The sequence below is a fragment of the Acinetobacter sp. SwsAc4 genome (genome assembly GCF_013391535.1).
Classification (GTDB): Bacteria; Pseudomonadota; Gammaproteobacteria; order Pseudomonadales; family Moraxellaceae; genus Acinetobacter.
On record NZ_JACAXC010000036.1, the window covers coordinates 15,211 to 28,044 of the forward strand.

At 40.8% G+C, this 12,834-nt stretch carries 10 protein-coding genes; all 10 read right to left on the reverse strand.

What is annotated here, in order from left to right; all coding sequences use genetic code 11:
* Positions 1–77 precede the first annotated feature (77 nt).
* The gene (locus HYG88_RS13680) at positions 78–560 is read right to left on the reverse strand and encodes a hypothetical protein (protein ID WP_178883273.1); all 483 of its coding nucleotides are present in this window, start codon (positions 558–560) and stop codon (positions 78–80) included.
* 98 nt (positions 561–658) lie between these two features.
* On the reverse strand, positions 659–1,639 hold the full coding sequence (locus HYG88_RS13685) for a sensor domain-containing diguanylate cyclase (protein ID WP_178883274.1): 981 nt from the start codon (positions 1,637–1,639) through the stop codon (positions 659–661).
* Between the two features lie 276 nt (positions 1,640–1,915).
* Positions 1,916–3,316 carry an efflux transporter outer membrane subunit gene (locus tag HYG88_RS13690; protein ID WP_178883275.1) on the reverse strand — a complete coding sequence of 467 codons (1,401 nt, stop codon included), beginning with the start codon at positions 3,314–3,316 and terminating at the stop codon, positions 1,916–1,918.
* 11 nt (positions 3,317–3,327) lie between these two features.
* On the reverse strand, positions 3,328–5,319 hold the full coding sequence (locus tag HYG88_RS13695) for a MacB family efflux pump subunit (RefSeq protein ID WP_178883276.1): 1,992 nt from the start codon (positions 5,317–5,319) through the stop codon (positions 3,328–3,330).
* 1 nt (position 5,320) lies between these two features.
* Positions 5,321–6,655, reverse strand: a complete 1,335-nt coding sequence (locus tag HYG88_RS13700; RefSeq protein WP_178883277.1) for a MacA family efflux pump subunit — start codon at positions 6,653–6,655, stop codon at positions 5,321–5,323.
* A gap of 109 nt (positions 6,656–6,764) precedes the next feature.
* Positions 6,765–7,595 (reverse strand): Sir2 family NAD-dependent protein deacetylase, encoded by an 831-nt coding sequence (locus HYG88_RS13705; protein WP_178883278.1) that lies wholly within the window; start codon positions 7,593–7,595, stop codon positions 6,765–6,767.
* A gap of 24 nt (positions 7,596–7,619) precedes the next feature.
* The gene (gene holA / locus HYG88_RS13710; RefSeq protein WP_178883279.1) at positions 7,620–8,615 is read right to left on the reverse strand and encodes a DNA polymerase III subunit delta; all 996 of its coding nucleotides are present in this window, start codon (positions 8,613–8,615) and stop codon (positions 7,620–7,622) included.
* Positions 8,616–8,624: 9 nt separating this feature from the next.
* The gene (gene lptE, locus HYG88_RS13715; RefSeq protein ID WP_004906557.1) at positions 8,625–9,134 is read right to left on the reverse strand and encodes an LPS assembly lipoprotein LptE; all 510 of its coding nucleotides are present in this window, start codon (positions 9,132–9,134) and stop codon (positions 8,625–8,627) included.
* Between the two features lie 158 nt (positions 9,135–9,292).
* Complete coding sequence (leuS, locus tag HYG88_RS13720; protein WP_178883280.1) at positions 9,293–11,917, reverse strand: leucine--tRNA ligase; 2,625 nt, start codon at positions 11,915–11,917, stop codon at positions 9,293–9,295.
* 344 nt (positions 11,918–12,261) lie between these two features.
* The gene (locus tag HYG88_RS13725) at positions 12,262–12,606 is read right to left on the reverse strand and encodes a DUF4124 domain-containing protein (protein ID WP_005162603.1); all 345 of its coding nucleotides are present in this window, start codon (positions 12,604–12,606) and stop codon (positions 12,262–12,264) included.
* Positions 12,607–12,834: the final 228 nt, after the last annotated feature.

Below are 12,834 nucleotides of genomic sequence, written 5' to 3' on the forward strand. Positions count from 1 at the left end.
GTTTTTCAAGATTGTGAGATATTCAAATTATAAAGTTGGGGTTAAGGCGGCGCGAAGCGTCCGCCTTAAATGAGTTGTTAGATTACTTTGTTGTACCCACAGTGCGATAGTTGCAGCACACGCAGGAGTGGATAATTCTCAGATATTGCGTTGCTCCTCATGACGCCACACCCAATAATTTTTGAGCGAATCTCTGCCATTAGCTCATCAATGGATAAAATCTGAGCGCCAGCAATAGTGTGCCTATCTTTCGGGTGTGATGGGAATACGGCAATTTGACGTAGTGGTGTTTCTGGCGGTAGCCAAGAAAAAACCTCCAAGAAGATGAGCTTTCTAGCGGCATCAAATTTCTTCTTGTATCTCATTTCTCTAGTTTCCCAAGTATGGGCATCTACAGATGGTTCATAGTGAACAAGATCACCGCTGTGGGGATTGAAGCCTATGACATCAAGTTCCATTTCCCATCCACCATGCTTCAATCGTCCGACTTTAGTATTTCTGCGAACGAGATAGCCTTGCCAATCAAGGTATTCAACGATAAGTGACTCTAGATATGACATAAAAGTAATCTAACATTGAGTTAACCTGCGAGCCGTTAAATGGCGCAGTTCCTGCGCGGCGCATAGCCGCAATCAGCAGGAACTGTGACATAGGCGAGTCAGGTTGAACTCGTTGTTGGGTGATTTTTTCCTCTACTTTTTTTGTTTTCATACATTAGTTTGTCTGCGTGTTTCAAAATACTTTCAATATTTGCATCCATGGAATGCTCTATGGTAACAGAACCATATGCAAAATCTATTTTGTAATCTTTTTTTGATTGTAAATTATATTCTTCTGTTTTTGACTTTAACCTATCAACATATCTTACTAAATTATCTTTATCACAATTGCTCAACCACCCAACAAATTCATCTCCACCAAGTCTACCAAAAATATCAGCTTCTCGTCCTGCTTCTACGAGTAAGTTTGAAAAACTCCTTAATGCAATATCGCCTTCATCATGTCCAAAAGTGTCATTAATCGACTTAAATTGATTTAAATCAAAAAATACAAGTGTTGACACAATTTTTTGGCGTTTGCAGATATCAACTCCGTTTTGAATAAGATTTAGTATTCCTCGTCTATTTGGCATTTTAGTTAATTCATCAATTGTGGCTAACTGCAACGCAACTAGTTCGTTTACTACAAGGGATGCTAAATCTTTTAGAACTAATAAGTCGTCGTCAGTCATCTTTCTAGGAGCTGTATCAATTATGCACAATGTTCCTATTCTTGCATTTAGTACTTTCAAGGGACACCCTGCATAAAATCTTATGTTAGGACTATTAATAACTAAGGGATTATCAAAAAACCGTTCATCATTTAAAGCATCTTCAATTACGAATATCTTATCTTCTAGAATAGCATGTCCGCAAAATGAAATATCTCTTGAAGTTTCCCTAAAATCTAATCCAAGACAAGATTTAAACCATTGTCGATTTTCATCAATTAAACTAACTAATGCTATAGGAACAGAAAAAGTCTTTTTAGCAATTCTAGTTAATTTGTTAAATCTTTCTTCTTCAGTATCTAAAATTGATAAAGAGGTCAATGTTGCTAGTCTACTGATTTCATAATCAGGGATATTAGGCACTTTCATATAAATTTTCCGTTAGACATATTAAATAATAACTCAGTGCGCCGAAGGCGTCCACCCAACTACAGTTATACGGCAAGTCTGCCGCATAACCAAAATGAAAATGCCATATAACCAATTTGAATCCTATTGGATGTAACTATATTTTGATAAGCATATAAAATAGCAATATTTGCATCAACACACAAACAATGTGAGATTAAATCAAAAGCGATCAACCCATTAAAAATTAACTAGAAGTTGAAAGGAATAATCATTAAAACAAGAGCACGCTCAATGCTATTGTTCAGGTAATTCTTTCACAGGACTCCCACCCAACGCTTGCATCAAAGTCACATAAGCATTGTATTGATTCTGCTCAGTTTCAACCAAGTTGAGCCGTGCATTACGGGCAGTTTCCTGCGCATCCAGTAAATTTTTTAATGCAATTGCCCCATTACGATAACGTACTTCGGTCAAACGTGTTGTTTTGTCTGCTAACTCAAGATTGCGTTGTTGCAGTTGCACTTGTTGATCGAGTTGAGTGCGATTTGATAATGCATTTTCCACATCGGCAAAAGCTTGGTACAGCGTTTGGCGATATTGAATAATGGCTTTTTCATACTCAAGCTCGCTGATCGCAATATCTTTCTTCATATCATTATATTGAAGAAAAGGTAGGCTCAGGCTTGCACCTAAAGTTAAAGTAGGGTTCTTTAACAGTTGTGTTAAAGAGGTGCTAGAAGAACCTAGATTTCCCGTTAAATTGATGGATGGATAATAGCTGGCTTTGGTTGCATCTTTATTTGCTAAGGTTTTGCGTAGGCGTAATTCAGAAGCTTGTAAGTCTGGACGACGCGATAAAATATCGGCAGGGAGTCCGACCACGATATTCGGTAGGGGATTGCGCGGTAACTGTGCGGGTTCCTGAATATTCAGTTGCTGTACAGGCATATGTAGCAATACAGCAATCGCAGTACGCGCTTCGACACGTTGTTGTTCAATCTGACTCAGACTGGCTTTTTGGCTTTGTACCGATTGCTCTGCCTGAGTCAAGTCCAGCCCTGAAACCGCACCCGCTTTATATTGCGACTGTACCAAAGAATAGGTTTTTTGAGTTGAGGCTAAATTTTGCTGAATGGTTTGATAGCGTTCGTTCAGATAGCCCAATTGCCAGTACAGTTTCGCTGTGGTTCCAACCAGACTTTGTGCTGTGGCTTGCAAATCTTGTTCAGTGGCTAGAGCTTCCCAACGACTTGCTTCAGTTTGATTGGCGAGCTTGCCAAATAAATCGAGTTCATAGCTAACACCGACACTGGTCGATAACCCACGGTCAGAACCATCGCCTGAACGGAGGTCATAGTTATGAGCTGCTGAAACACTCGAACTGGTTCGAATCCCTTGTTTATTTTCAGCCAAACTTGCCTGTAAACGGGCCTGTTTCAGGGTCATTCCTGCCACAATCAGATCACTATTTTTTGCCAGTACCTGATCGACCAACTGATTCAGTTGAGCATCATTAAATAACGTCCACCATTGATCAGTTAAATTGATGCTTTTACTTTTTTGTGCATCGTATTGGAACTGTTGTGGCACTTGGACTGCTGGGGCGTTATAGGGTGTTTTCACCACAGCAGAACAGCCAGCCAAGGAGCCAGTGAGTACCAGTGCGAGTCCTAATTTTGTGAATTGAAAAGACATACTCAAATTCCTTATTCTCTCGCTAAAGCAGCAACTGGATCGAGCTGTGCTGCATTTCGTGCTGGCAAGAAGCCAAATACAATACCAATCATGCTTGAGCAGACAAAGGCCGCTACAATCGAGGTGGTCGAATAACTCATTTCAATGATGCCTTTGGCAAAGTGTCCGATGATTTGTCCAATCCCTAAAGAGAGTAGTACACCGAGTATACCGCCCAATAAACAGACCAGAATTGCTTCAATCAGGAATTGCTGCAAAATGTCACTTTGTCGAGCACCAACCGCCATACGTACGCCAATTTCTTGAGTTCGTTCAGTCACAGAAACCAACATAATGTTCATCACCCCAATACCACCAACGACTAAAGAAATCACAGCGATTGCAGAAATTAACAAAGTCATGGTTGCAGTTGTTTGCTGAATGGTTTCACGAATACTGTCGGAGTTTTGGGTAAACACGTCTTGTGCACCGTGACGTTGTTCAAGTAGAGTCAAAATGGCATTTTCAGCGGCACTACTTGGATATTCATCTTTAATACGAACAATAATGCTACGCACATTAGACTGACCTAACATACGGCTCATGACTGTCGAATAAGGCAAGTAAACATTCAAACTGTCAGAGTTGCCCATAAAGCCTTGTTGAGCATCAATCACACCAATAATACGACTGGGTACACTGCCTAATAGCAGTACTTGACCGACAGGATTGGTGCCATCTGCAAAGAAGGTTTTCTCCGTATTGGTATCAATCACCACGTCTTGGGCACGCTGAGTAACACTATTTTTGTCAAAAGGCTGTCCTGATTTAAATGTCATGCCACGGACATAGAAGAAATCTGCACTGACACCATTTACAGTTGCGGATGCTTCGGTATCTTTGTAACGTAGCGTCACACTGGTATTGGCAGATGGGCTGACTCCATCCACATAGGGTTGTTCCGCCAGTGCATCGGCATCGGCAGGCACCAGTGTTTTGACTTGTGAAGCACGCGAGTTATCACCAAAACCACGCCCCTGATACACGGTAATGGTGTTGGTGCCGAGACTACTGATATTTTCTAGAATCTGCTTCTGTGAGCCATTCCCAAGTGCAACCACCGAGACCACGGATGCGATCCCGATAATAATCCCAAGCATAGTCAAGAAAGTCCGCATACGGTGGGCATTCATGGCAAGCAGTGCCATGCGGAATGCTTCACCGAGACGGTCAAAAAAAGAACGCCAGCTTGAGGTTTTCTTTTGTGGTGTACGTTGCAGGGTTTGGTGTTGTAAATCGTTATCTGTATTTTCAGGCACGTTGGCACGGTCTGAAATAATATTACCGTCACTGATTTCAATAATACGGGTCGCATTCTTGGCAACATTAAGATCATGTGTGACCAGAATAATGGTATGACCTTTGGCATTCAGCTCACGCAAAATACGCATCACTTCAACACCACTATTCTTATCCAATGCACCTGTTGGCTCATCGGCAAGAATCACATCACCGCCATTCATCAATGCACGGGCAATCGAAACACGTTGCTGCTGACCCCCTGAAAGCTGGCTCGGACGATGGTGCAGACGTTCTTCCAGCCCCAATTCAGAAAGTAGCTCAGCTGAACGCTGTTGGCGAAGTTGGCTGTCTACGCCTGCGTAAATGGCAGGGACTTCAACATTACCAGAAGCACTCAGATCACCCAGTAAGTGATAACGCTGGAAAATAAAACCAAAATATTCACGGCGTAGTTGTGCCAGTTCATCTGGTTCTAGTTGGCGGGTTTCTCGACCATTGACCTTGTAACTTCCTGCGCTGGGCTTATCCAGACAGCCCAGAATATTCATTAGGGTGGATTTACCAGAGCCAGATTGACCAACGATGGCAACCAACTCACCTGCATAAATTTTTAAATCAATGCCTTTGAGAATTTGTACTGTACCTTCACCCGCAGGGAACTCACGGGTGAGGTCACTGACCTCAAGTAATGGCTGTGAAGAATGTGTTTGATCTTGGGTCATATTACATTCTCATTGGACGTTGATTGCTACGTTTTGCTGATTCGTTTGAGCTATCAGTTGCATCGGCAATCACCACTTGATCACCTTGTTTTAAACCTCTCAGCACTTGTGCAGTAACGCGATTGTTAAGGCCGATTAACACAGGTTGAGGTTGAGCAGTTCCATCCGCTTGTAACACACGAACCATGCCTGTGGATGCTTTACCTTGAGCAATTAAGGCTTTTTCAGCTTCAGTCAAATCTAGGCGTTTAGGATGCTGCGCTTTCTGAGTATCTGCATTTTTTGCTTTATCCGTTGCAACCGAATTATTGCCATTTTCTTTTTTGTTTGAACGTTTAGTTTGGATGGCAGCGGCAGGGATTGTTAGTACATTTTTCGCTTCAGCCAAAACAATATAGACTTGTGCAGTCATATCAATACGTAACTTACCGTCTTCATTTGGAACATCAAACAAAGCGTTGTAATACACGGCTGTGCTTGATGATGATGAACTGGTATTGGTTGTTTCGGTATTGATAGAGTTTGGTGCTGGCTCAACTTGACGTAGCTGTGCGTAATGTTTTTTGTCACTATTACCTAATGTCGTGAAGTAAACGGTTTGACCTTTTTCAACTTTCATAACATCGGCTTCAGAAATTTGAGCCTTAATTGTCATCGTATCTAATTTCGCCAATTTCACAATCGTTGGCGCGGTTTGATTGGCATTCACCGTTTGACCTTCTTCGGTCACAATGGCAACCACTGTCCCATCCATTGGTGCAATAATACTGGTATAACCTAAATTCTCTTGTGCAGTTGCGAGTGTTAAACGAGATTGTTCAATTTGCGCATTGATTGCTGCAATTTGAGCTTGTGCTGTTTTAAAGTTTGCTAGTGCTGTTTCAAGTTCTGCACGTGATGTTGCATCTTGGCTATACATCGCTTGTTGGCGTTTGTATTCAGCTTCAACTTTTGCCAAATTTGCTTGTTGAACGGCAAGCTGGGCTTGTTGATTTTTAATACTTGCTTCAGCCGTTTTTAAATCATTTTCTTGACGAATCGAGTCAATCTGAGCAATCAACTGACCTTGTTTAACTTGATCACCCAATTGCACGTACATTTTTTTCACTTGACCTGAAACCTGTGCACCGACACTCACCATTTTGGTGGCTTCCAATACACCTGTGGCTAAAACAGAATCTTCAATATCGCCACGCGAAACTTCAGCACTAATATATTGTGGAACTTCAGCTTTAGGTTTAAAGAACATCCAACCTAGTGCTGCTATGATCAATACACCGAGAGCGATCAATATTATTTTGCGAGGTTGAATTTTTTTAGAGCTTGTTTTTGGCATGGTCACGAGGTCAAAATGAAGAAAATAAACTTAGTATAAAAGTGAAATAAGGATAAAGCGTGGATATTTCTAATCTAGAATGAGAATTATTTACTATTTGGCTGTGATGCTATGTCGTGGAAATGTCATATATTATTTGAATACCATGTGCAGCATTCATGACAAGAGCGATTCCACCTGTTTTGGGTAAAGCATAATCACGAGGATTAATACGAATCAGAGAGGGCGCAAAACGTTCACTGAAATAGCGTACTGTTGGAATAGCTGTACCTGCACCAATCTCTATAACAAGTGGTTGTTTATGTTGATTTATAAAGGATTCTAAACGATTCTGTTGCTGTGTTTGTCGCTGAGCGATCCACTCGTTGTCATCAAACATTAAGATATTAGGACGTGCCAAACCGCCACAATGTTTGCAGTGAGGAAGGTCATCTAACCATTGGCAATTCAGATGGTCGATTTCAGGCGAGATGTCATCTGCTGACCAAATTTCTGAAGTACAACTAGCTAAGCATTGTAAATGATGAATTGAACCATGACATTCATAAATCTGCTTTGGACTAAAGCCTGCCTTTTGAAATTGCCCGTCGACGTTAGAAGTGAATATAAAATAAGGTAGTGCTAATTTCTCTGCCAATTGATTGAGTAATTCAAAACCTATATGGGGTTGAGTCTCACGATAGAGTGCTAAACGATGTCCGTAAAAGCCCCAAGCTAAACGTGGATGGCGATGAAAAGCGGCTGGATTGGCGATTTCTGTAAAATCAATTCGTTGTTTGCCTAGTTCAGGATAGGCTTGCCACATACCGTGATTACCACGAAAATCAGGTAGCCCAGAGTCAACACCCATGCCAGCACCTGCGCTGATAATAAGAGCATCAGCACGCGAAAGTATATCTTTGATTTGTTCTTTCTGGATTGTGGTTAAATCCAATGACATAAAGTCATCCTTTTTTATTTATCTTTAAGAAAAGCTTGGAAATAAAGTTGTACCACACAGTTCACTGATTGCTTGAAGCATCAGATGTTCTGAGTTTTCTTTAGACATTCCTTTAATTGCAGCATCAATTGCTAATAAAAGTTCAGGCCATTTTAAAAACTGACGAGGGTTTAAGCGGCGTAATGCTTGCTGATAAAGCGAAACTTTAGTTTTCCAAATCCCTAATTGCAATGCATTCTGTGGCTGCTCAAAAAGTTGCATGAGTAGACGCATTTCTTTGCTGAGTGTCCATAAGATCAAACTATCTGGTTCGCCAGCAGCAAGAAGATACTGATAGATTTTAACGGATTGAGCTAAATTTCCTGTTAATAATGCATCACTTAAATCATAGGTGGTATAGCGTGATTGATCTTGTAAACACGCATAGAGTTGTTCAATCTGGATTTGTTTGATATCGGGAAAGGTATCTGCAACACGCATCAAACTGTTTTTGGCTGCCAGTAGGTTATGTTCATGATGCTGCATCAGCCATTGCCATGCATCATTATTCAATTGGATTCCGAGTTTATCGGCTTCAATACCTAATATACGTTGTCGGTCTTGTGGATAGGTTGCCGTTAAGGGAACTACAACACCATTTGCTTCAACCACCTGAAAGAAAGCGGACTTTAAACTACTGCTATCTTGTTTAGGTAATACGATAAGCAATAAGTTATGTTCATTGTGCTGAATATAACTTTTGAGCTGTTTTAGCCCATTGGCATCGGGTTTGATGTTGCCATGGACTTCAATTGCGAGTTGTTGAGAAAATAATGACAGGCTATTCAATGCATTAAAGACATTTTTCCAGTCATTCACACTGCTAATATCATAGCGTTGACGTTCAACTTCTTGTTGTTGCCACGCTTTACGAAATGTATCGAGTAGATTTTGTTCTAGCAAAGGCTCTTGCCCATGGATGATCCATGCACCACGGGCTTCATTTACACGTTTTAAAGCTTGAACATAATCTAGTTTCATAAATCGCGATTACGACTGTGCTTTCGGTAAACGATTTGCTGCAATTTGACGCGTAATCTGCTGAGCTACATCATCAATTACAATCTTATTTAAATAAGCTTCTTGTTGATTGTCTGTATTGACCGTTGCGACATCATATTGATAACTACGTGATGCAGTTAATGTGCGAGGTTCAGTAATTTTGTTGCCTTGACGATCTTCAATTTGGAAAGTCACTGTTAGACGAAGCAAGACCTCAGTTAATTTTCCATTCAATAATTGACGGCGAGGCGTGTAGTCTAAAATGCGCAGTACATAAGCATCGTTCGCATTACTCAGTTGTACACCTGTTGCACTCAAGTAAATGCTCAGACGATTTTCAAGCTCATCGGTATTGTCAGGTAAAACAAGATTTAATTTGTTATATACCAAAGGCGTTGCCGTTGGATTACTACCTTTCAAATGGAAACCGCAACTGGCTAAGCCTGCACTTAGGCCTAATGTTAAAACAATCGCAGCGAAACGTTGAGCTATATGCATGCTTTGTCCTTATGATCTTCCAGCAAATATGGAAGATTTAATCTTGATAATTTGACCACATTTTAGAATCAAAGCCCGTTGAATGACAGCGGGCTTTGATGAGGTTTTGTTTCGATAAAGTTCACTCTCCTACTAGGAGAGTGAGTTTAAGCAGAAAATTAAACCACTAAATTCACAAGTTTATTTGGTACAACAATTTCTTTCTTGGTCGGTCCAGTTAAGAATTGTTGAACTTCTGGTAAAGCTTTTGCTAAAGCCAATAAATCATCTTTTGAAATATCGACAGCGACATCTAACTTACCACGGAGCTTACCATTCACTTGTACAACAATCGTTTGTGTATTACGTGTTAATGCTGATTCATCCACTTGCGGGAAGGTAGCAGCTGTTAAGTCGATACTAAACTGAGTCAATAAAGTTTGACTGAGATGTGGTGCAAATGGAGCAAGCAAGGTTAACAATGTAGTAATTGCTTCGCGTGCTACAGCAGCATCATTATCATCTTTTGCTTCAAACTTGTTAGTTGCATTCAGCAACTCCATCAATGCTGCAATCGCAGTATTGAATGCATGGCGACGTTCGATGTCATCACCCACTTTTTGGATGGTTTCATGCGTTTTACGACGTAGATCTTGCGCATCTTTAGACAAGTTCGCAGTATCAATCGTCGTTGTTTGATTCCCCGTTTCCAAGAAACCAGCAGCTAAGCGCCATACGCGTTTTAAGAAGCGGTTCGCACCTTCGACACCTGCATCTGACCATTCTAAAGATTGATCTGGTGGTGCAGCAAACATCATGAATACACGTGCTGTATCTGCACCGTACTGATCAATAATTGCTTGTGGGTCGATCCCGTTGTTTTTCGACTTAGACATTTTCTCTTGTCCGCCGATGATAACTTCTTGACCATCACCTGAGTATTTCGCAGAAAGAATACGACCTTTCTCATCACGTTCTAATTCGATGTCAGCAGGATTAAACCAAGTCTTCTTACCATTTTCAGCTTCACGATAGAAGGTATCAGCTAACACCATGCCTTGAGTAAGCAAGTTGGTAAATGGTTCATTACCTTGTACTACACCTTCATCACGCATTAATTTGTGGAAGAAGCGTGCATAAAGTAAGTGCAGAATTGCATGCTCAACACCACCGATGTATTGGTTTACAGGAAGCCAGTTTTGAGCAGCTTCTGGTTTTACCATACCACCTGTAAAGTCCGGAGATGCATAGCGCGCATAGTACCAAGATGATTCTACGAAAGTATCCAAGGTATCTGTTTCACGGCGTGCATCGCCACCACAGCAAGGACATTTGGTTTCATAGAACTCAGGCATTTTATTTAATGGGTTACCAGAACCATCTGGAACCACATCAGTTGGTAATACCACTGGCAATTGATCTTCTGGCACTGGGACTTGACCACAAGTGTTACAGTTAATCATTGGAATTGGACAACCCCAGTAACGTTGACGAGATACACCCCAGTCACGTAAACGGAATTGAACCTTAGCATTTGCTAAGTTCTGTGGTTCTAATTTTGCAAGGAAAGCATCAAACGCTGCTTGGAAATCTAAACCGTCGAACTCACCTGAATTTACGAGTTTACCTTCTTTAGAGCCATACCATTCTTGCCATTCAGTTGCAGAGTAGTCTGCATCATCAGCACCTTTGGCATCGATCACTTGTTTGATTGGTAAATTAAACTTGTTGGCAAATTCAAAATCACGTTCGTCGTGTGCTGGCACAGCCATCACAGCACCCGAACCATATGACATTAATACGTAGTTTGCGATCCAGACAGGAAGCTCATCACCAGTTACAGGATGTTTTACGAATAAACCTGTTGCCATGCCTTTCTTTTCGGCAGTCGCTAAATCAGCTTCAGCCACTGATCCCATACGACATTCTTCGATAAATGCAGCCAATTCAGGATTGTTTTCTGCTGCTTTAAGCGCAAGAGGGTGCTCTGCTGCAACAGCAACATAAGTCACACCCATTAAGGTATCAGCACGCGTTGTGTAAACGGTTAAGCCATCAGCATAAATTTCTGTATTTGCAGATGGGAAAGTGATTTCCATACCCGTAGAGCGGCCGATCCAATTGCGTTGCATGGTCAACACTTGTTGTGGCCAACCATCTTGCAAGGTGTCTAAATCATCTAATAATTCTTGTGCATAGTCTGTGATGCGGAAGTAATACATTGGAATATCACGTTTTTCTACCAATGCACCAGAACGCCAGCCACGACCATTTTCAACTTGTTCGTTTGCTAAAACAGTTTGGTCAACTGGGTCCCAGTTTACTGTTGAGAGCTTACGATAAATCAAACCTTTTTTATAAAGCTGAACAAATAACCATTGTTCCCAGTGATAGTATTCTGGTGTACAGGTTGCAAATTCACGATCCCAGTCCACAGACAAACCCAATTTTTTTAATTGGTCACGCATATATGCGATATTTTCAAATGTCCATTTTGCTGGTGCAACTTGATGAGCGATCGCTGCATTTTCAGCAGGTAAACCAAACGCATCCCAACCCATTGGTTGTAATACCGTTTCGCCTTTTAGACGGTAAAAACGGCTGATCACGTCACCAATGGTGTAGTTACGCACATGCCCCATATGCAGCTTGCCACTTGGGTAAGGGAACATCGACAGGATATAGCGATGTTTGCCCTCTACAGTGTCTGCAACTTTAAAAACTTTGCGATTGTCCCAGTCTTGTTGAACTTGAGGCTCAATGGCACTTGCTTGATATTCGGAGTCAATGTGAGAAGTCGTCATAGGGATATGCGATACAACAAAAATTAAAGTTAAGATTGCCGCACAGCATAGCGCAAAATAGGGGCGAATGTCAGTTTTTAGCTGAGGATTTTATCTTCTAAATTATGCGAGTGGAAACCAGTTGGGGTATTTTAAAAAAGTGAGTATTTTTGAATTTGTTAAAGGCTCTCTTTTTTTAGATGACGAGGCTTTAAATACAGCCGTCATAATAATGTGTAAATATTGAAACAGTATTGATATATTGTTTTGTTTTTTAATAATATTTTTATTTTATCCAAGCAAGGTGACAAATAAATCATAGCCACCTTAAGATTTTAGACAACAATAAAGTCTATGATTAGATTTTATATACCACGCGGTGTAATGGGTGCAGCAGAAACAGCAGGCGCTTGAGGTATTTCATCTATTGGCGGTCGAGTCATATTTTGATTGGGTTGATTTTCAGATGGTTGATTTTCGTTTTGAGGTTGCTGTGCTTTCGGCGGGTTTGTATTTTGAGTGCTACTTCCATAAGTGGAAATTCTATCTAATCGTTTTGCTCCTTTTGGTGGAGGAGTCGTGGTGTAATGGGTTGAACCATTAGCATCCATCCATTTGTAGTACTGCTGAGCATAATTTTGGCTAGAACAAAGAAGCAGAGTCGTAGTTGCGACAGCGTATAGGCTTGTTTTAAAATATGATGGTTTCATAATTTGATCTCCCCCCAAAAGAATTTTGTCTATATTCGATCAAAATGTTTGAATTAGCTCATCACAATGCCTATTTTTGTATAAAAAGAAAATAGTTTTTTGCTCTGTACACGACAAATTTCATAGAGCCCTTGTCCTATCAGGCTTTTTCTTTCTTAAAATTGCGAGCACTTTCTTAAATTCTTCTTTTTTTCCAAAACCAATCAAACGTAGAATAGCCATCTGAAC